This window comes from Lacrimispora sp., assembly GCF_032078915.1.
Classification (GTDB): domain Bacteria; phylum Bacillota; class Clostridia; order Lachnospirales; family Lachnospiraceae; genus Lacrimispora.
On sequence record NZ_DAMAUN010000024.1, the window covers coordinates 44057 to 65119 of the forward strand.

Here is a 21063-nt window from a genome sequence, read left to right on the forward strand (position 1 = left end):
AAGGACATTATAGCGGAACCCTATTGGGACCGCCCATAATGTCCTTGTTCTTATTTTGTATTGCGCTTCATTATATTTTGGGAGAGCATCCGCAAGGTATCCATTCGTTTCCGCTCATTTGCAGTCATGTTGGCGCTCATAATGGTAATGAGAAGGTCAGTCTCTTCATTACTGAACTGAATGCCTTTTCGGCTTGCTTCTGCATTTAAGTTTAATAGCGTTGGAACAAGCTGGTCTTTTGGAGTGGATTCTACCCGCTTTGCAAATTCAGTCAGCATGGAGAGTTTTTGCGGATTCATATTTTTAAGTCTGGGGTCTTGTTTCCAGTTAATGTTCATAGGTTGTTATTCTTCCTTTCTATGGGATATGGTAAGGGAGCCAGGGGAGGAACATGGACTAATTCATCTGCTGCATGGCGGACATCATAAGCTGCATGGTTTCAAGCCGGGCCTGTTGATCCGGCGGCATGAAATTCTTGAGCTGATCCAGTGGCATCCGTCCAAAGGGATTATTATTCTGCCGGTGGCTGCCAGCAGGCCTGCCGGATCCTTCAGGCTGGGATTGAGATTGGAACTGGGATTGGGATTGGGCCTGGACCGGAATGGTGGAACTAGGTACCGGGCCTGGATCCGGGGAAGAGTTGGCCAGCCTAAGGCCCTGGGAGAAGTTGATAATAAGGTCAATGAGATCCTGTTCCGCCGGATTCGCAAAGGACTTTATGGTGTTCAGCATGTCAATGGGGTTGTTATTCCGCTCTCTTTCCCTTGAGGAGTTGAGTCCCATGGCAGCCACCTCTCCTTCTTCAAAAAGGTTAATGGTGCGGCGCAGCTCGTTTATTTTAACGAAGTAGGACATAAAACGCTGCTGGGAAACACTCATATAAGGCAGGGCAGCCTTCATCATCTGAAGATGATTATCACCGATAAGGGAGTCCAGATCATTTGCGCGAATATTTTGCTCGTTGTTCATGGCATAAGATTCCTTACTTTTCTTGTTGACAATATATGCGTCTGCATATATTAGTATTACAGGAGAGTGATTTAGATATGAATAGCCGATTAATCATAGATGGAAATGCAGTATATGAAATTGATGAAGATTGCATGAAGAGAAAACAGAACAAGAGCTCCTTAAAAGGAGTAAGCAGCCAGAACTCTTTTCAACGACCTGGCAAAAACAACGGTCAGAGCCGCTAATAAATAAAAAACAAGGCCCGATCTGTAAAAGATCGGGCCTTGTTTTATGTTTGCTTAGCAGAAGAAGTTATTTCCGCCACCTCCGCAGCAGCAGAGCAGAATGATGATTAAAATCCAACTGCATCCACCATCATTACCGCAACCGCCACCGCAGCTGTTACCGCAACCGCCACCGCAACCGAAGCCGCCGCCACCGCCACAGAAGCACAGGATAATGATCAGCCAGATAATATTGAAGCCGCCACTATTACCACATCCTCCATCACATCCGCATCCACAGTTAGTTGCTGCCAGATCACTCATATTGGTTCCTCCAAATAATTTGTTTACAATGTAAGTGTATGAATGTCAGCTTGCCACTGTTTCCAATTTTTCTAAAAATTTTAGATTTGTTATGATTGAACTTATCCAATTGTTGTGTATAATTAGTACAATAGAGAAATGAGGAGCAAAAGATGGAAAAATTATATTATGACAGGCCTTATGTTAAAACATTCGAAGCGGTAGTAATAGATTGCAGACCGGGAAAGGACTGCTTATTTGAGGTGTTACTAGACCGGACGGCTTTTTATCCGGAGGGCGGCGGACAGCCGGCTGATATGGGAAGTCTGGGAGAAGCGGCGGTCCTAGATGTCAGGGAAAGGCCGGAAGGCATTGTTCATATTACGGATAAGCCCCTAAAGGCTGGCAGCAGGGTGAATGGAATCATAGACTGGGAGAGGAGATTCTGCCATATGCAGAATCATTCCGGAGAGCATTTATTGTCGGGAATCGTACATAAGCATTATGGCTTTGATAACGTAGGATTTCACATGGGAAAGGATGAGTTGACCGTGGACTTTAACGGAATCCTGACCATGGAACAGATAGAGGCGGTAGAAACGGAAGTGAATGAACTCATCTGGCAGGATATCCTGGTTCTGGAGTCTTATCCGTCAAAGGAAGAGCTTTCCCGTATCGATTACCGGAGCAAAAAGGAATTGACCGGACAAGTCCGTCTGATCGAGTTTCCGGGAGGCGATGTGTGCGCCTGCTGTGGCACCCATGTGATAACGGCGGGAGAAATCGGTATTTTGAAAGTGACGGGGATGATTCATTATAAGGGCGGTGTCAGGGTGACCATGCTGTGCGGAAGGATGGCTCTCAAAGATTACCGCAAGAAACAGAAGACGGTGTCCGGTATTTCCGTCCTGCTGTCGGCAAAACCGGATCATCTCCTGGAGGCAGTTGACAGATTAAAAGAAGAAGGACAGAAAAAGGATGGAAGAATCGGCCAGCTTTCCAAAGAGCTTTTAGAAAGAAAGGCCGGAGATTATCCCGAACTGGATGCGCCTCTTCTGGTTTTTGAACGTGACTTATCCCCGGTACAGCTGAGACAGTTTTGCACGATGCTGTATGAAGGAAAGAAGGGAAGCGTTGTTTTGGCATGTTCCGGAGATGAGGGTGTCTTTCAGTATGCACTTGGAAGCGGCCGGGAGGACATGAGGACGCTTAGCAAAGCGTTGAATGGAAGATTAAACGGCCGGGGAGGAGGAAGCTCCCTGATGGCCCAGGGCACCTTTCAGGCTTTACAGGAAGATATCAGAAAAGCTTTTGAAGAGGAGTCATAAAAGGAGAGTATGATGGAATTCGATGACAGTACAATTAAAAAAATACGGGGTCTGATCGTATTTGCCGTAATCGTGGTGGTGGCAGGCTGGAATTATCGCAGCTTATTTGCCCTGACGATGAAGCTTGTGGGATTTATCTCGCCCTTTCTTTTGGGAGGCGTCATGGCTTTTATCCTCAATGTGCCGATGCGCAGGATCGAACAATTGCTGCCGGTAAAGAAAGATAACAAAGTCCGCAGGCCATTAAGCCTTTGCCTTACCCTGGTGTTTGTAATTGGGCTCCTGCTGCTTGTTATTTTTGTTGTGTTACCTCAGCTTCTTGAAACCGTTATGAGCCTGCAAAACAGTATTCCAGCGTTTCTTACAAGTATTAAGGAGGAAGCGGAGAGGCTGTTTGCCCAGAACCCTGATATTGCAGATTATATCAGCAGCATTGAGATTGACTGGAAATCCTTTTTGGAAAAAACAGTTGGATTTTTATCTGCAGGAGCAGGTACGGTACTTACTTCCACCGTTTCGGCCGCCCTTTCCATTATCAGTGGGATGACCGCCTTTTTAATCGCCCTGGTCTTTGCCATTTATATTCTTCTTCAGAAGGAGATTCTTTCACGGCAGATACAAAAGCTGATGAAGGCATTTCTTCCGGAAGCGGTAACCTTGCGGACGCTTGAGATTTTAACGCTGGTTTCTGAAACCTTTTCCCATTTCCTTACGGGGCAGTGCATGGAAGCAGTCATTCTTGGGAGCATGTTTTTCTTGACCCTGACGGCCTTTGGCCTTCCATATGGGATACTTATCGGCGTTTTGATTGCATTTACAGCCCTGATACCGATGTTCGGTGCATTTATCGGCTGTGCTATCGGGGCATTTTTAATGCTGATGGTAAGGCCTTTGGATGCGTTTATTTTTTTAATCATATTCTTTGTGCTTCAGCAGGTGGAAGGAAACTTTATCTACCCTCATGTAGTGGGAAACTCCGTGGGACTTCCTTCCATCTGGGTCCTGGCTGCAGTCACCATCGGTGGCAGCGCCATGGGAATTGTAGGAATGCTGATTTTTATTCCTCTCTGTTCTGTGGTGTATGCCATTCTTCGGGAAATCGTGAATGAAAGGCTGGATAAGCAGAAGAGGCCTAAAAACAACAAATAAGAAAGCTGCCCTGCTGGTTCTTACGGCCAGCAGGGCAGCTTTTTTATTTGTTATATTAGTAACTTCCTGTTATTATCCTCTCGCCCAGCGTGCCGGATACCATTTCTGGAACCATACGGTAAAAATACCCATAAACGCAGGCAAAGCGGAATTGATGAAACCTATATAAGCTGAGAAACCAGTGCCCATCAGCATATACGTCCAAATCGGCGTGATAAGATACAACCCTCCCCAAGCGGCGGTCAATATGCGGTTTGTTCTCATGAAAATCGGATTCGAAAGGGCGTTTTCCCTGCCATAGTGCTCTGCACTGTAATGGGCGGTCAGCGGTATTTTGGTAAAGGCACCGATGATCCATATCAAACCGAATATCAAATAGCTGCCGGAAACGACAATCCTTGTATCTGCACCGAATAATACTGCCAGGGAAAGTCCGGCTACGAATGGAATGCTGATTTGCTCATAGACAACAGGCCGGAACACAATCCATAAAAGCGGAACAAACGCTGCAATGGCAATGCCTGCTGCCGCACCGGCAGTGGAATTTATCCCCATTATGGTCCAGATGACAATCCACGGTGCGAGAAAAATTTTCATGTTGGTTTTGCCCTGCGGCTTTCTATTGGTTGATTTTGACGGCGTATGTATACCAAACAACTCATTCCACTTAAGCATAAGATTAAAATCACCGTGGACTTTATAAAGCCGCCGGTATAGCGCATCCTGCCCGGAAATTTCACCGCGTGAGATGGAACGCCAGATCGAGTACGGCGTTTCAATCCTTGTGGTATACGGTTTGAATCCATCCGTTATGACCTCAGCTCCTTGATTTGTCAGTAAGAGCTGATAGGTCTTATCAATGTCGGAATAATAAAATTCTAATACGCGCTCCGCGCCGTCCGGATTATATAAAGCCGCCATCTGCGTGGTAAAGCTTAGGCTGTCGTCTGCCGGAGTACTTAAATCCTCACTTTTAGAAATGCCCCAGGAAGCATCCGCCATTTTTTCAAACACATCGCGGGGATATAAAGGTTCCGTAAGCTCTGCCTGTGTTTCGGCCCGAATTCCTCCGCAAGCATATTCCGCCCCAGCACGGCGGACGATATCCAGATATGCATCTGTACGGCTTTTTAATTCCGGCAAACGGAACAGTTCTCCCTGACCGCAAAGGATTGATGTGTAGTGATCTTTGCCGCAAGAGTGGTCAAACATGGAGATTACGGCGTCATAATTACCTTTTGATGTCCAAAAGCCGCAAGTTGAAATGATAAGGTGTTTTTGGTTCGTTAAATCATACCTTGCAGGATGACTTCCGCTTTCCTTTCCCTGGGACATAAATGGTAAGTTCAACGGCAATTGGCGGTCGATGAGGTTTTTTAATCCGCCGGGAACGCTGAAATAATACAACGGAAAGGACCAGATAATCACATCTGCTGCAATCATCCTGGTGAGAATTTCATTCATATCGTCGTTTATGACACACGTTCCAGGTGTTTTATACCAACAGGCAAAGCAGCCCAAACAGCTCTTTATGTTGGCTTCGGCCGCATCAATAATTTCTGCGTCGTTCCATTGGGCTCCGTCTAAAAATGCACGGGTAAGGCACATGGTGTTGCTGCGTTCGCTTTTGGGAGAACCGTTTATCACTAAGATTTTCATCGTTTCATCTCCTCTAATATAGCGATTGCCTTATCTGCCCAGTTAAGGCTGGCATCATAAAACATCTCACCGTAAAGGGCTGCTATTTTCCAGTATTCCGCCTTTCTATCGTCACCGACAACTGCCCCATATTCGGAAATTATGTCATGGGCAACGCTCAGTCCCTTGCTGCTTTCCGTGCATTGTCCGCGATATGTGCGGAGCATTTCCAATGATTGATCGATACTTGTCTCTCCGGCAAAGAATACGCGCATCAGAAATGCACTTCTTATACGCATTGCGTCGGCAATATCTGTTTCCGGCGAGGACAGCCATTTGCCAAGTTCCTCTTTTCCGCTGTCTGTTATGCTATATACCCGTTTGTTTGGCTTTTGGTTCTGGATAACCCGCTCGCTGGTCAGCCAGCCGCAGCGCTCCATGGCATCCAGTTCACGGTAAATCTGGCTGTTTTTTGCCTGCCAGAAAAAAGAAAGAGAATCCTTAAACGCCTTATCCAGCTCATAGCCCGTCATTGAGCCGTAATTGAGCAATCCCAGCAGACCATGCTTAAGTGACATATAAATACCCCCTTTATTGTATATTCAACAAGTTGATTATACAATAAAGGGGGTATAGTGTCAAGCTTAAGCTTTAAGCGCTATAAAGGCAGGGACTGGAACAAAATAAAAACCGCAGGGCACGATCCTACGGTTTTTATCAGAAATGAAATCCTTCTTTATGTTATTCACCCTGATACATGTATTTGATGAGTCTTTCCACATCTTCCGGGTCATGGGCAACAAGCTCTAACTCATTGATGATGCTGCCGTTGGAAAAAATGGTTGCCATGGAGAGGTACTGGCTTAATTTGGACTTTAAATTGATCCGGTCCCCTTCCTTGGAAACCAGCTCAACGGTTCCTTTGCACTGCTCGATTACTTTGAAGAATTTTTCTACATCTGTGATATTTTGAATTTTCATGTGAATCCCTCCTCTGGAATGTCCGTGAAATGAATGTCATTTCCTACGTCCTTATTATAGCAGTGTTCTTTCTCTGGTACAATATGGAAAAAACCAGAAAAAGAAGTCAAACCACTGTTTATTATGTATAATAAGAACATAAATGTGAAAAGTGAGGATTGGAACATGAAAAGGATACGGGAATATGGCATCATCACGGGAAGACTGGCTCCGGGACCCCTCAATAAAATCACGGATGTGGAAGGAGTTATGGTGGGACATGCCACAATCGATACCATGGATCACAAAACAGGAGTCACGGTCATTATACCCTGTAAGGATAATCCCTTCCGGAGGAAGCTGGTGGCAGCGGCTTATATCCATAATGGTTTTGGCAAAAGCCAGGGACTGATCCAGGTGGAAGAGCTGGGAACTTTAGAAACACCCATTGCCCTTACCAATACGTTAAATGTGGGGAAGGTTCACGATGCTCTGGTGGATCTGATGCTTGAGACATGCAGGAAAGAGGGCGCAGAACTGGCTTCTGTAAATCCTGTGGTGGGAGAGTGCAATGATTCGGTCTTAAATAACATCAGCGAAAGGGTTGTGGGACTTAAAGAGGTGAGGGCGGCAGTAAAAGATGCTTTGCCGGACTTTGAAGAAGGGGCTGTAGGAGCCGGCTGCGGCACGGTATGCTATGGCTTAAAGGGAGGAATCGGGTCCGCCTCCAGAAGGTTTAAAATCGGAGGAGAGACCTATACCCTTGGAGTGTTGGTGCAGTCGAATTTCGGAAGCACCGAGAACCTGATGATAGGCGGACGGACGGTTGGAAAGGAGATTGCCCGGATAACACAGCCGCAGATCCTGGACAGAGGCTCCATAATGACAGTCATAGCTACGGATCTTCCTGTCTCAGACCGTCAGTTAAAGAGAATTATAAAGCGGGCTGGGGTAGGACTTTCCAGAACTGGTTCCTATATGGGTCACGGAAGCGGTGATATTATGATTGGCTTTACCACAGCAAACAGGATACCGGAACAGGCAGAAAAAGAACTGCTTTCTATCCGCATACTAAAAGAAAGTGCCCTGGAGACGGCTTTTACGGCCGCAGCAGAGGCGACGGAGGAAGCGGTCCTCAATTCTCTTGCCATGGCAAAAACAACCACAGGCAGCAAGGGAAACGTGGTTCATTCCCTGACGGACCTGTGGCTTTCCAAAGAGCAGCCTTAATCAAAATCTGCGTGATAAACCTGATTAAGTGAGTGGATGTCAATGGAGCTTAAATTAAACTGGTCTTCGAAAACCTGGATTTTATATTCAAAAAAAGTATCATCCGTTTTCTTTGACATGAATACATAGGCCCCCGGTTCCTTATCCTCAATTTCATCGCAGATCTCGTCGTAGATTTCTTCCCCGTCCACCGGGCCTTTATAGCCGGTCATGCGGATGGCTTCTTCAATTGCCTGATAGAATTCTTCCATAAAGCAGTACCTCGTTTCTGATTCATTTTATATGGATACTATTATAAGCAATCTTTTCCATTGCTGCAAGAATTACTTGAATCTTATTTGAGAGGGTGTATAATAGGACAAGATCAAATGGCTCATTGCCTGCAGAAATAAAATGGAGGGATTGGATATGGATTTAATATACAGACCGAGAAGATTACGAACATCAGATACCTTAAGAAAAATGGTACGGGAAACCAGAGTTTCAAAGGAATCCCTTATTTATCCGCTGTTTGTGGTGGATGGAAAAGAGATTGTGGAAGAAATCCCTTCCATGGAAGGACAATACCGCTATAGTGTGGACCGGCTCCCTCAGATTATGGACCGGCTGGTAAATGCCGGTGTGGAAAAAGTTCTGTTGTTTGGAATTCCGGATCATAAAGACCCTTGCGGAAGCCAGGCCTACGATGAGAAGGGTGTCGTACAACGGGCCATCCGCTTTATAAGAGAGCATTATCCTATGGTATACATTGTTACGGATGTATGCATGTGTGAATATACATCCCATGGTCACTGTGGAATCCTTGACGGAGAATCTGTTGATAATGACAAGACTCTGGAATATTTGAACATGATAGCCCTGTCCCATGTAAAAGCAGGCGCTCATATGGTAGCTCCTTCCGATATGATGGATGGCAGGATCGGTTCCATGAGACAGGCCCTTGATGAGGCAGGATTTGTGAATGTGCCGATCATGGCTTATTCTGCCAAATATTCCTCCGCATTTTACGGGCCATTTCGGGAGGCTGCCGGATCTGCTCCGGCATTTGGAGACCGGAAGAGCTATCAGATGGATTATCATAATAGGAAAGAAGCATTAAAGGAAGTGGAGTTAGATGTGGCGGAAGGGGCCGATATCGTGATGGTAAAGCCCGCACTTTCTTATCTGGATATCATAAGAGAGGTGGCAGACCGCCACGACCTTCCTGTAGCCGCATACAGCGTAAGCGGTGAATATGCCATGATAAAAGCGGCTTCCAAAGCCGGTTTTATTGAGGAAGAAAAGATTGTCTGCGAGTCAGCGGTGAGTATATTCCGCGCAGGAGCGGATATCCTTATTACGTATTACGCAATAGAACTTGCCCGTTTCATGGACGAAGGAAAAATCGGCTGATGAAAGATGGCGGGGGAGGGGGTCAAAGGCCCTTCTCCCTCCGTATCCTTTTAATATCATCCAAAAGAAGCGCGGTTATCCGTAAGCCTCCCCGTCCGACACCTAAGCGGATATCAGGCTTGTTGCTTCCATGAAAATCAGAGCCGCCTGTTGGAAAAAGGTCGTATTTACGGGCCAGCTTTCTTAATTTGCCGCTTTCATGCTGATTGTTGGAAGAGTGGTAGACCTCCAGACCTTGAAGCCCCAGATCCTTTAAATAGCAGACCAGTTCCTCCGTTTTTTTATCTCCCAGGTGATATTGGTATGGATGGGCCAAAACAGGGGAAGCCTTACAATCGGTAAGGATTTTCATGGCATGCTCTGGCGTGATCTTTTCTTTGCGGGGGCAGTAGGGACCGCTATAGTCCAGATATTTTTTAAATGCCTGGTCCATATTCTTTACATAGCCTTTTTCAAGAAGAACCCGGGCAAAATGGGCACGGGTTATGACCGTGTCAGGATTTCCTGCCATTACTTCCTCTAATGTGATGGAAATACCGGCATTTTGGAAACGGCGTATCATTTCCTCATTCCTTTTTTTTCGAATTTCTTTAAGAGCATCCGTTTCAGAGATAAATTCCCGGTCCGTGGGATCTACATAAATCCCCAGGATGTGAATTTCTTCTCCCTGGTACACACAGGAGAGTTCAATTCCGGGAATGATTTCAATTGGAAGCCCGGCGGCAGCCGCCTGGGCTTCTGAAAGACCGTCTATGGTATCATGATCGGTCAGTGCAATGGCTGTCAGGCCCTTTTCTACGGCCAGGGCCACCACTTCGGAGGGAGTGAATGTGCCATCCGAAGCATTGGAGTGAACATGCAAATCGACAAATTTCATAAAAACCTCCAAATTGAAATAGATTGGTAACACTATAGTAACATGTTTTTTTCATTCTGTAAAATGTAGAAAAAAGACGAAAAATAATTAAGAAAATTCATAAAATCGTAATAGCATTTCCCACAAAGTATGGTATACTACTCAATGTAAAGCTACAAAATCATGTAAAAAGGTGAAGTTAATGAATCAAATAGATAACAGACAAAGAGGTGGGGGAAGAACCAATTCTTCCCGGAATGGAAGCAGTAAAAATGCATCGGAAACAGGCCGCAGGACAGGACAGGCTTACAGAACAGGCAGCTCCTATCAGTCAAAGCGGGGAAAGAAAAGAAAAAAAGGCCCTCAGTATAACATCACAAAGATACTTCTGGCGATCATTCTGGCTGTTGCTGCTTTTATCTGCGTTATGGCGGCTGTTAAGCTTATTGGAGGCCGTAAGGCAAAAGAGACGGAGGTCAATACCCCAACTGTTTCAGAGACGGAATTACGGAAAGAAGTTAAAGTCGATGGAATCTCCATCGCCGGCATGTCCAGGCAAGAGGCCCGGGATGCCATTGAAAAGAAATACCAGTGGGGAATGAAGGTCACCTATCATGACGATCAGTACGAGCTTAAGAATCTGCTGGACAAAAAGCTGGACTCCCTGCTTGAAGAGATATATTCAGGGGAACCGAAGGAAAGTTATACTCTTGAATTTGACGGACTGGATGAAGACGTTCAGGCTGAGGTAAAAGCCATCGCAGGAAAATGGGATGTTGCGGCCAAGAACGGTTCTATTTCAGGATTTGATAAAAGTGCCGGGAAATTTGTCTATTCCGGAGAGAAAAACGGAGTTGTGATTAATCAGGATAAGCTGGCATCGGATATTTTGGCCCAGCTTGAGGCTAAGAATTTCCAGGCGGTTATTCCGGTAGAAGGCAAGGAAGTTGCCCCTAAGATAACCGAAGCCCAGGCAAAGGAAATGTATAAGGTCATAGGCACTTATACAACAACAACTACGGCTAACAGTGCAAGGAATAAGAATATTGAACTGGCTTCTGAAGCCTTAAACGGCTTAATCCTGCAGCCTGGAGAAGAATTTTCCTTTAATAAAGCCACAGGTGAGCGTTCCCCGGCAAAGGGATATCGGCCGGCCGGCGCTTATTTGAACGGAGAATTAGTTGAGGAACCCGGAGGAGGCGTATGCCAGGTGTCTTCTACCTTATATAATGCGGTAGTATTTTCAGGGCTTTCTACTACGGAGCGCCACGCCCACAGCTACGAGCCTTCCTATGTAACACCGGGAGAGGATGCCATGGTCAGCTACGGCGGACCTGATATGAAATTTGTCAATAATTCTTCCACTGCAGTAGCCATCAGGACCAGTTTTGCCGACCGGAAGCTTAAGATCTCTATCGTGGGAATTCCGATTCTGGAGGAGGGTGTCACATTATCCATGACATCGAAGAAAACAGCGGAATTAGATGCTCCGGCGCCGGTTTACGAGGAAGACCAGACACTTCAGCCTACGGAAGAAAAGATCGTTAAGGCTGAGACCAAGGGAAGCCGCTGGGTGACCAATCTGGTGACCAAAAAGAATGGCGTTGTGGTAAGCGATGAGTTTTTCCATAACAGTACGTACCGTGGAAAGCCGGCTACCATCAAGCGGAATAAATCCGGAGTTGTCATTCCGGCCACTGATCCCGCGACCTCTGCCCCTGAAAGCACTGGAGCAAGTCCGCAGGGACCGGGAGAGACCACAGCACCTCACGATAATGAGACGTCTGGAAATTCCGGAGGACCTCAAGGCCCCGGTACCCCGGAAACTCAGCCTACCCAGCCACAGGGACCATCTTCTACCACAGAAGCGGCAGGCGATAACGGAGGTCAGAATGTGATTCCTCCCAATCCTTTTAACTGAAAACAAAACAAAAACAAAATAAAAACAAATTAAAAACAAAACAAAAACAGACAGGACTGGACAGAATACTCGTTCCAGTCCCTTTTTATCGGATTGTTTCGAAAATAATACTTAATTTTCCTGTTTTAATATTTGCTTTTTGTTGAATAATTGTTATAATAATGTCAGGTCACTTTCCCTATACGGGAACCAATTTATACATTATTCACATTTGCAGGAGGAAATCAAGAATGGCAAGAAAAATGAAAACCATGGATGGTAACCATGCAGCAGCTCATGCGTCATACGCATATACTGATGTAGCGGCTATCTATCCGATTACCCCATCTTCACCTATGGCTGAGGCAACAGATGAATGGGCGACAGACGGAAGAACCAATATTTTTGGTCAGAAAGTACAGATTACAGAGATGCAGTCTGAGGCAGGTGCAGCAGGTGCAGTACACGGTTCCTTAGCAGCAGGTGCGCTGACCACCACCTATACAGCTTCTCAGGGTCTTTTACTCATGATCCCAAACCTTTATAAAATCGCAGGCGAGCAGTTACCAGGTGTAATCAACGTATCCGCACGTGCAGTTGCAAGCCATGCTTTATCTATCTTTGGTGACCACTCCGACGTATATGCTTGCCGTCAGACAGGCTGTGCTATGTTATGCGAATCCAGCGTACAGGAAGTTATGGACTTAACTCCGGTTGCTCATATGGCAGCACTCGAGGGAAAAGTACCATTTATCAACTTCTTCGACGGTTTCCGCACATCTCACGAGATCCAGAAGATCGAAACCTGGGATTATGAGGACTTAAAAGAGATGGTAAGCATGGATGCGATTGACGAATTCCGCCGCCGCGCATTAAATCCAAACCATCCGGAATTAAGAGGTTCCGCTCAGAACCCTGATATCTTCTTCCAGGCAAGAGAAGCCTGCAACCCTTATTATGATGCTCTGCCTGCAATTGTTCAGAAATATATGGACAAGGTTAACGCAAAGATCGGAACGGATTATAAATTATTCAACTACTACGGAGCACCGGATGCAGAGCACGTAATCATTTCCATGGGTTCTGTAAACGATACCATTGAGGAAACACTTGACTATCTTCTTGCTTCAGGAAACAAGGTAGGCGTAATCAAGGTTCGCTTATACCGTCCTTTCTCCGCACAGGCTTTCATTGAAGCTATCCCGGATACAGTTAAGACCATTTCTGTATTAGACAGAACAAAAGAGCCAGGTTCCTTAGGCGAGCCGTTATATCTTGATGTTGTTGCAGCTCTTAAGGGAACTAAGTTTGACCAGGTGAAGATCTTAACCGGACGTTATGGTTTAGGTTCCAAGGATACCACACCGACTCAGATCGTTGCTGTTTATGATAACAAGGAAAAGAGTCCGTTTACGATCGGTATTGTAGATGACGTGACCCATCTTTCTCTTGAGACAGGAACACCAATCGTTACAACTCCGGAAGGAACTTCAAACTGTAAGTTCTGGGGTCTTGGTGCAGATGGTACCGTAGGCGCCAACAAAAACTCCATCAAGATCATCGGTGACAACACGGATCTGTACGCTCAGGCTTACTTTGCTTATGACTCCAAGACGTCCGGCGGCGTTACCATGTCTCACTTACGTTTTGGACACAAGCCGATCAAATCCACTTACCTGATCCGTCAGGCGAACTTTGTGGCATGTCACAATCCGGCTTATATCCGTAAGTATAACATGGTTCAGGAACTGGTTGACGGCGGTATCTTCTTATTAAACTGTCCATGGGATGCAGCTGGTCTTGAGAAGCATCTGCCAGGACAGGTGAAGAAGTACATTGCTGACCACAATATCAGATTCTACACCATTGACGGTGTGAAGATCGGTATTGAGACCGGTATGGGCCAGACACGTATCAACACCATCCTTCAGTCCGCATTCTTCGAACTGACCGGAATCATTCCTTCCGAGAAAGCCAACGAACTGATGAAGGCTGCTGCAAAGGCAACCTACGGACGTAAGGGTGAAGAAATCGTTATGAAGAACTGGGCAGCCATCGATGCAGGTGCAAAGGGCGTTGTTAAGGTAGACGTTCCGGAAAGCTGGAAAAACTGCGAAGATGAAGGCCTTGATTATAAGTTTATTACGGAAGGCAGAAAGGATGCTGTTGATTTCGTTAATAACATTCAGTCCAAGGTAAACGCACAGGAAGGAAATTCCCTGCCTGTATCCGCATTCAGCGATTATGTCAATGGTTCCACACCATCTGGCTCTTCTGCATACGAGAAGCGCGGTATCGCAGTTACTATTCCTGGCTGGGTTCCGGAAAACTGTATCCAGTGTAACTTCTGCTCCTATGTATGTCCTCATGCTGTTATCCGTTCCGTGGCTCTGACCGAGGAAGAAGCAGCAAGAAAGCCAGAGGAAATGAAGACTCTTCCTATGACAGGCATGCCAGGATACCAGTTCGCTGTGACTGTATCCGCATTTGACTGTACAGGCTGCGGTTCCTGTGCAAACGTATGTCCTGGAAAGAAGGGCGAGAAGGCTCTTGTTATGGTCAACATGGAAGAAAACTGCGAAGAGAAGCAGAAAGGATATGATTTCGGCCAAACACTTCCGATCAAGCAGGAAGTTATCGACAAGTTTAAAGAGAATACCGTTAAGGGCAGCCAGTTCAAGAAGCCTCTTCTTGAGTTCTCAGGAGCATGTGCAGGCTGTGGCGAGACACCTTATGCAAAATTGATCACCCAGTTATTCGGTGACAGAATGTATATTGCAAACGCAACCGGATGTACTTCCATCTGGGGCAACTCCTCACCATCCACACCTTATACCGTAAATGCAAAGGGACAGGGTCCTGCATGGGCAAACTCCTTATTCGAAGATAATGCAGAGTTTGGTTATGGTATGATGCTGGCTCAGAGCGCCATCAGAGGCGGATTAAAGACCAAAGTTGAAGAGATCATGAATTCCGAGAAGGCTTCCGATGAAGTGAAGGCAGCTTGCAAGGAATACTTAGATACCTTTGAGATAGGCGCAACCAATGGTTCCGCAACTGATAAGTTAGTTGCAGCATTAGATGGAATTGAATGTGATTCCTGCAAGGCCATCGTTAAGGACAAGGATTTCCTTGCTAAGAAATCCCAGTGGGTATTCGGCGGTGACGGCTGGGCATATGATATCGGCTTCGGCGGCGTTGACCACGTACTTGCAAGCGGCAGGGATATTAACGTTATGGTATTCGATACAGAGATCTACTCCAATACCGGCGGTCAGTCTTCAAAGGCTACCAAGACAGGTGCTGTTGCACAGTTCGCAGCAGGCGGTAAGGAAACAAGAAAGAAAGATCTTGCAAGCATCGCTATGAGCTATGGTTATGTATACGTTGCACAGATCGCCATGGGCGCTGATTATGCACAGACTGTTAAGGCAATCTCTGAGGCAGAGGCATATCCAGGACCATCTCTGATCATCGCTTATGCTCCATGTATCAGCCATGGTATCAAGAAGGGTATGTCCAAGGCTCAGACAGAAGAGAAGCTGGCTGTAGAGTGCGGTTACTGGAACAACTTCCGCTACAATCCTGCTGCTGAGAAGAAGTTTACCTTAGACAGCAAGGCTCCTGCATTAGAAGGATATCAGGAATTCTTAAAGGGCGAGGTTCGTTATGCATCCTTAGCTATGAAGAATCCTGAGAGAGCAGCTGAATTATTTGCAAGGAATGAGGAAGATGCAAAAGATCGGTATGAATACCTGAAGAAGCTGGTTACTTTATACGGCAATGATTAATTGATCTTCATATAATAAGTTACGGGCCCGGATGAAACCATCCGGGCCTGTTTTTATGGATGAATTCAAAGAATTTCCCCAAAAAGGCGGGAGTATTTAAAATAAGACAGGCACTGGGCATTTATGAGAGAATAAACTTACTATATAACGATAAAAATGAGGGCTTCTATGGAAAGTTTATTTTATATGCAGAATGATACGGATATGGAGCCGAATATGCCGCCAGCTCCGGAAGAAGACGAGTTTCCAGCGAATGAAGAAAACGGAAACCATACAGATGAAACAGGAGAACCGGGGGAGGAATTATCAGAAGAACCATTAGAAGAACCATTAGAAGAACCATCAGAAGAACCATCAGAAGGACCATCAGAAGAACCAGGGGCGGAACCATCAGAAGAAAATAATGAGAACACACCTCCGCCGAATCTGGAAACGGAACAGCCTGTTCCTGATTTACAGATTCCTGAGTCAGGTCCTGAAGGCACAGGAACCTCTATTATTACGGTATTTCCAAAACCAATCATCCCGTGCTACTTTTGCGAGACGGATCAAAATGGCCTTGTCCGGTTTTTAAATGCGGTAGCCGGCTATAATCCATTTCTTATATATATAAACAATCAGTTGGTTGTGAACGGATTGAATAACGGAGAAATGAGCCAATATGGCCGGGTTTCTGCAGGAGAGCAGACCATAACCGTAGGCGGGCAGAACGGATATGTATACGTGGAAAAGAAGATTACGGTTCCGGTTGACCGTGCAGTTACTGTCGCGGTCATCAATACGGATCACGGACTGGATTTGATGGTAATCTTAGATATGTATTGCAATGCCGGAATTAGCACAGGCTGTTTCCGCGTATGCAACTTATCCATAACAAACCCAGGGGTTCATGTGATCCTAAATGGAGGAAGCGTAACGTTCTTTGATGTTGATTATATGCAGGTGACCAGCTTTCAGTATATCACAACAGGCTTTTATATGGTCTCTGTGATGAACAGCACCACTCGTAACGGAAGCCTCCTTTTGACCTCTGATATCTATATACGGGGCAATGCTTCCTATACCCTGTACGTATTTAACTGGAGTAATGTGGAGGATGCGATTCGTATCCTGATTGTTGAAGACCAAAGGCCTTAGAAAAAAATGGAACCTCTGATTGACAGATCAGAGGTTTTTTGCTATACTAAGTGTATTAGGAGTATTAATACAGACTAGGAGGTGGAATATGATACTGCTTGATTACAAAGACCGCAGGCCGATATACGAGCAGGTAGTAGAAAAGCTAAAGGATCTTATGATTTGCGGCGTGTTGGAACAGGATGCGCAGCTGCCGTCTGTCCGCGCTTTGGCAACAGACTTATCCATTAATCCCAATACAATTCAGAGAGCTTATGCGGAGCTGGAACGAAGAGGATTCATCTATTCCGTGAAAGGAAGAGGCAGCTTTGTGGCGGACTCCAGTTCCATTCGTGCGCTTAAGAACAGTGAACTGAAAAAGGAGCTTCTTAACTGGATCCATGAAGCAAAGCGGGCAGGTCTGACAGAGGATAAAGCTCATACATGGGTTGCAGAGGAATGGGTAAGACAAGAATATTTGACCGGGGAGGAGAGAGAGGATGATAAAAGCAGAGAATCTGACAAAACAATTTGACGATATAGTGGCAGTGGACCATGTAAGTGCACAGATAAGGGATGGAAATGTATTTGGCCTGATTGGAACCAATGGAGCTGGAAAAAGTACATTTTTAAGGATGCTGAGCGGTATCTTAAAGCCTGATGAAGGAAGCGTTACCATCGATGGAGAACAGATCTTTGAAAATGAAAAGGTGAAAGGCCGGTTTTTTTACATTTCCGACGACCAATACTATTTTAATAACGCTTCGCCCCTTGATATGATGGAGTTTTACAGCAGGATCTATCCTCAGTTTAACAAGGAACGCTTTCACAATCTTTTAGGAAGTTTCGGACTGGAAGCCCGGAGAAAGGTCCACACTTTTTCTAAGGGCATGAAAAAACAGCTTTCCGTCATTTGCGGGATATGTGCCAATACGGATTACCTTTTCTGTGATGAAACCTTTGACGGGCTTGATCCGGTGATGCGCCAGGCGGTGAAGAGCATATTTGCAAATGATATGTCTGAGAGAAATTTAACTCCTATCATTGCTTCCCATAACTTAAGGGAGTTAGAGGATATCTGCGATCATGTGGGGCTTCTTCACAGGGGAGGGATACTGCTTTCCAGGGATTTAGATGATATGAAACTCAACATCCATAAGCTGCAGTGTGTTTTAAAAGATGGGATGACTGCCGAAGACTTAACGGCCCTGCAGCGTATTAAGACAGAAACAAGAGGAAAACTCTATACCATTACGGTTAGGGGAACCAGAGAAGAAGTGGAAGGGCTGATGGAATCGTACCAACCGGTTTTTTATGAGATTATCCCATTATCTCTGGAAGAAATATTCATTAGCGAGACGGAGGTGGCAGGATATGACATCAAAAAGCTTATTTTATAATCTATTAAGAGAAGATGGCAAAAGACGCCTTTGGTCCATGGCACTGTCATTTTTAGTGTTTTTCTTTACCTTTCCGGTGGGAATCGCACTTTCTTTAAGTGAACGAATGAGAGGGGAAATTGATCTAACGTATATTTTATCCACCTTAAGATCCTGGCTGGGCTTTCAGAACGGCTGGGTTGCGGCAGTGATAATACTCCTGTCCCTTATTATGGGAGTGACCAGCTTTTCTTATCTTCATTCCAGGCAGAAGGTGGATTTTTATCACGGCATTCCGGTAAACAGGAAGCATTTGTTCTGGGTGAATTATTTTAATGGAATTCTTATTCCGGCAGCCGTATATGGGCTGAATTTAATCATTGCCATGGGAGTGATTGCGGTGAACGGCATTTCTCCTGTGGAGGTATGGAAAACAGCCCTTTCGGGATTCCTGCTGTTTATGATCCACTACTGCATGATGTATTCCGTGACAGTGATATCCATGGTTCTTACAGGAAATGTTCTGGTCGGAATTCTTGGAAATCTGGTATTGCAATTTTATTTTGTATGTGTGATCGGAATTCTGGAATTCTGCTACAGCAGCTTTTTCTATACCAGCTACCAGGGAGGCGGGAATGTATTTAACCGGTTCATGGATAAATGCTCGCCATTTGCCCTGTTCATGGTAAACTTAGAACGGCTGAAGCCGGGGAGTACGGCGGGAACTCAGGCTGTCAGGATTTTAGCGGTTCTTGCCGTAACAGTAGTTTTGACTCTCCTTTCTTACTGGCTGTATAAAAAGAGAGGCTCAGAAGCAGCAGGAAGAGCCATGGCATTTAAGCTCAGCATGCCGGTAATCAGGATTCCGATTGTGGTTTTATCGTCTCTTGGCGGAAGCATTTTTTTCTGGTCCATGCGTTCCAGCGTAGGCTGGGGAATATTCGGATTGATTTGCGGAATGTTTTTATCCCACTGTGTTATTGAGATCATTTATCATTTTGAATTCAGAAAACTGTTTTGCCATTGGAAACAGATGGGAGCCTGTGCCTTACTGGCGGCAGTGCTATTTTGCGGCTTCCGTTATGATTTGTTTGGCTATGACGGATATATACCGTCTGAAGCCTCCATCGAATCCGTTGCGGTTTCCATGCCGGATGTGAACTTCTGGGTTTCTTATGGAAGCGCACAGCAGAATTCCCTGGGAGAATATTACTGGGAGTATGAGGATTCCGATGAATATATATTTAACCATATGAAGCTTAAGGATACGGCACCGGTCCTGGCCCTGGTACGTGATGCTGTGGACAGGAACCAAAAGCTGTATCATGGAGATGATTATTCTGATACGTGGGACAATGGAAGCATAAGCTATAATTTTTCCATAAGATACACATTGAAAAACGGAAAGAATATTTACCGCACTTACCATTTATCAGGAGATGAAGTCCGGCCGGAGATCGCGGAGATCTTTGAGAACCAGGAGTTTGCAAAAGCAGTTTATCCCATCCTTCTCCAGACCACGGAAGATACTGCCTGGGTTAGAGTAAGCAGGGGAGAACAGACCAATGTTGTCAGCCGTGACAGAAACGGTACAGAGAAAGCTATGACAGATAAATTACTCCTTGCCTATCAGGAGGATTTAAAAAACTTAAAGGTGGAAACCATGGAACAGGAATATCCAGTGGCTACCATCCAGTTTTTAACGAAGATGCAGGCGAATGCGGAAACAAAGCGGGAAGAGATCCAGAGCTCCTGGAAATACAGCGATGTTACCTCAAGAGGGTATTATCCGGTCTACCCTTCCTTTAAAAACACACTGGAACTATTAAAAGAGTGTGAGGTTGACGTAGAGAGCTGGAATAGCCTGGATAATGTCAAAGAGATCAATATCGACACCTATCAGTTCAACGATTATCGTTCCACATATGAAGTTAAAGGCTCTCAATATTTAACAATCACCGATGAGGAACAGATCGGTCAGATCATGGGCTTTGCGGCAATGGATGGGTATTCCAACATGAATCCTTTTGGCGGAAGGGGAGAGGAACGGATCAGTTTCTCAGCTGTAACGGAATCAGGGGGAAGAAGAAGTGAAACTTCCTGTACCATTCCACTAAATCAATTACCGGAATCCGTTAAAAATGAAATCAGTAAGATAAAAAAAGACGTGTAAACAGTCTTTCATTGACTTTTTCTTCCAATGAAGTTAAAATGATAGAAGCATAAGTCAAAGGAGGAATCACGGATGGCATTTTTTGAAGAGCTGGGAAAGACACTTAGTGATACCGGCAAAGAGGTTGCAACCAAGGCAAAAGCGCTGACTGAGACGATACAGCTAAAGACGCAGATCAGTGTGGAGAAGACAAAGCTGGAAGAAGCTTATGCGGTCATCGGTAAACAATTTTACGAAGCGAACAAAGAGCCGGATGAAGCTTATGCAAAGGCTTATGAAGTTGTAAGGGCCAGCCGGGAAAGAATTGCCGCTCTGGAGATCGAACTGAGCCAAAGCGAGGGAACCCGTATCTGTGCGGAGTGTGGAGCTAAAGTTCCAAAAAGTTCTTATTTCTGTGGAAAGTGCGGAGCTCCTGTAAAGGAATCAGCCCAGAAGACTGATACAGAAGAAGATATTGTGGAAGAAGTGGAACCGGAAGCGGAAACGCCTGCAGAGGAAGTAAATCCAACAGCCGGAATTAATACGGTTAGTGAAGACGCATTTGAACCTACAGAAGAACAGGAATAGTTACTTAAAAGGCCGGCTTAAAAAGCCGGCCTTTATTTTATTATTTCCGATTTAAAAAAAGTATGTAAATTTTCCGTAAAATGTGGTAGACTAAATCCGACTATGA

The 21063-nt window shown here is 45.4% G+C and carries 20 protein-coding genes; 12 read left to right on the plus strand and 8 right to left on the minus strand.

Annotation, left to right across the window (positions count from 1 at the left end; translation table 11 throughout):
* Nucleotides 1-50 precede the first annotated feature (50 nt).
* Together RT269_RS11685 and RT269_RS11690 are read right to left on the minus strand one after the other, a co-directional pair.
* Nucleotides 51-338 carry a hypothetical protein gene (locus RT269_RS11685; RefSeq protein WP_313182803.1) on the minus strand — a complete coding sequence of 96 codons (288 nt, stop codon included), beginning with the start codon at nt 336-338 and terminating at the stop codon, nt 51-53.
* 58 nt (nt 339-396) lie between these two features.
* Nucleotides 397-969, minus strand: coding sequence for a hypothetical protein (locus tag RT269_RS11690; protein WP_313182805.1), 573 nt, complete (start codon nt 967-969; stop codon nt 397-399).
* 77 nt (nt 970-1046) lie between these two features.
* Here RT269_RS11690 and RT269_RS11695 point away from each other — a divergent pair, with 77 nt between their 5' ends.
* Nucleotides 1047-1196: a hypothetical protein gene (locus tag RT269_RS11695; protein ID WP_313182806.1), complete on the plus strand. Its 150-nt coding sequence runs from the start codon at nt 1047-1049 to the stop codon at nt 1194-1196.
* Between the two features lie 54 nt (nt 1197-1250).
* Here RT269_RS11695 and RT269_RS11700 read toward each other — a convergent pair whose 3' ends face one another.
* Nucleotides 1251-1499, minus strand: coding sequence for a hypothetical protein (locus RT269_RS11700; RefSeq protein WP_313182808.1), 249 nt, complete (start codon nt 1497-1499; stop codon nt 1251-1253).
* A 152-nt stretch (nt 1500-1651) separates the two neighbouring features.
* Between RT269_RS11700 and RT269_RS11705 the strand changes: the two genes are divergently transcribed.
* Nucleotides 1652-2806, plus strand: a complete 1155-nt coding sequence (locus RT269_RS11705; RefSeq protein ID WP_313182810.1) for an alanyl-tRNA editing protein — start codon at nt 1652-1654, stop codon at nt 2804-2806.
* Between the two features lie 12 nt (nt 2807-2818).
* Nucleotides 2819-3955 carry an AI-2E family transporter gene (locus tag RT269_RS11710; RefSeq protein WP_313182846.1) on the plus strand — a complete coding sequence of 379 codons (1137 nt, stop codon included), beginning with the start codon at nt 2819-2821 and terminating at the stop codon, nt 3953-3955.
* Nucleotides 3956-4027: 72 nt separating this feature from the next.
* On the opposite strand, the gene RT269_RS11715 is transcribed toward RT269_RS11710, so the two are convergent.
* The 3 genes from RT269_RS11715 to RT269_RS11725 all read right to left on the minus strand — a co-directional run bounded on the left by RT269_RS11715 (nt 4028) and on the right by RT269_RS11725 (nt 6574).
* On the minus strand, nt 4028-5614 hold the full coding sequence (locus RT269_RS11715; RefSeq protein ID WP_313182812.1) for a flavodoxin family protein: 1587 nt from the start codon (nt 5612-5614) through the stop codon (nt 4028-4030).
* Complete coding sequence (locus tag RT269_RS11720; RefSeq protein WP_313182813.1) at nt 5611-6171, minus strand: PadR family transcriptional regulator; 561 nt, start codon at nt 6169-6171, stop codon at nt 5611-5613. The genes RT269_RS11715 and RT269_RS11720 overlap by 4 nt, the downstream gene beginning before the upstream one ends.
* 163 nt (nt 6172-6334) lie before the next feature.
* Nucleotides 6335-6574 carry a hypothetical protein gene (locus RT269_RS11725; RefSeq protein WP_025232640.1) on the minus strand — a complete coding sequence of 80 codons (240 nt, stop codon included), beginning with the start codon at nt 6572-6574 and terminating at the stop codon, nt 6335-6337.
* Between the two features lie 165 nt (nt 6575-6739).
* On the opposite strand from RT269_RS11725, the gene RT269_RS11730 reads away from it, so the two are divergent.
* On the plus strand, nt 6740-7783 hold the full coding sequence (locus tag RT269_RS11730) for a P1 family peptidase (protein WP_313182816.1): 1044 nt from the start codon (nt 6740-6742) through the stop codon (nt 7781-7783).
* Here RT269_RS11730 and RT269_RS11735 read toward each other — a convergent pair.
* A complete protein-coding gene (locus RT269_RS11735) occupies nt 7780-8034 on the minus strand; it encodes a hypothetical protein (protein ID WP_313182817.1) in 255 nt (84 codons plus the stop codon). The genes RT269_RS11730 and RT269_RS11735 overlap by 4 nt on opposite strands.
* 157 nt (nt 8035-8191) lie before the next feature.
* Here RT269_RS11735 and hemB point away from each other — a divergent pair, with 157 nt between their 5' ends.
* Entirely contained in the window at nt 8192-9175 is a 984-nt protein-coding gene (gene hemB, locus RT269_RS11740; protein ID WP_313182818.1) for a porphobilinogen synthase, read from the plus strand.
* Between the two features lie 22 nt (nt 9176-9197).
* Here hemB and RT269_RS11745 read toward each other — a convergent pair whose 3' ends face one another.
* Complete coding sequence (locus RT269_RS11745; protein ID WP_313182819.1) at nt 9198-10052, minus strand: PHP domain-containing protein; 855 nt, start codon at nt 10050-10052, stop codon at nt 9198-9200.
* 181 nt (nt 10053-10233) lie between these two features.
* Here RT269_RS11745 and RT269_RS11750 point away from each other — a divergent pair, with 181 nt between their 5' ends.
* The 7 genes from RT269_RS11750 to RT269_RS11780 all read left to right on the plus strand — a co-directional run bounded on the left by RT269_RS11750 (nt 10234) and on the right by RT269_RS11780 (nt 20957).
* Nucleotides 10234-11952, plus strand: a complete 1719-nt coding sequence (locus tag RT269_RS11750) for a VanW family protein (protein WP_313182821.1) — start codon at nt 10234-10236, stop codon at nt 11950-11952.
* 230 nt (nt 11953-12182) lie between these two features.
* A complete protein-coding gene (gene nifJ, locus RT269_RS11755; protein ID WP_313182822.1) occupies nt 12183-15722 on the plus strand; it encodes a pyruvate:ferredoxin (flavodoxin) oxidoreductase in 3540 nt (1179 codons plus the stop codon).
* A 168-nt stretch (nt 15723-15890) separates the two neighbouring features.
* Nucleotides 15891-16859 (plus strand): DUF4397 domain-containing protein, encoded by a 969-nt coding sequence (locus RT269_RS11760; RefSeq protein ID WP_313182824.1) that lies wholly within the window; start codon nt 15891-15893, stop codon nt 16857-16859.
* Nucleotides 16860-16947: 88 nt separating this feature from the next.
* Nucleotides 16948-17373: a GntR family transcriptional regulator gene (locus tag RT269_RS11765; RefSeq protein ID WP_313182826.1), complete on the plus strand. Its 426-nt coding sequence runs from the start codon at nt 16948-16950 to the stop codon at nt 17371-17373.
* A complete protein-coding gene (locus RT269_RS11770) occupies nt 17339-18238 on the plus strand; it encodes an ABC transporter ATP-binding protein (protein WP_313182828.1) in 900 nt (299 codons plus the stop codon). The genes RT269_RS11765 and RT269_RS11770 overlap by 35 nt, the downstream gene beginning before the upstream one ends.
* Nucleotides 18213-20390: a DUF6449 domain-containing protein gene (locus RT269_RS11775; protein ID WP_313182830.1), complete on the plus strand. Its 2178-nt coding sequence runs from the start codon at nt 18213-18215 to the stop codon at nt 20388-20390. Before RT269_RS11770 ends, RT269_RS11775 begins: the two co-directional genes overlap by 26 nt.
* 72 nt (nt 20391-20462) lie before the next feature.
* Nucleotides 20463-20957: a zinc ribbon domain-containing protein gene (locus RT269_RS11780; RefSeq protein WP_313182831.1), complete on the plus strand. Its 495-nt coding sequence runs from the start codon at nt 20463-20465 to the stop codon at nt 20955-20957.
* The last annotated feature ends 106 nt before the right edge of the window (nt 20958-21063 follow it).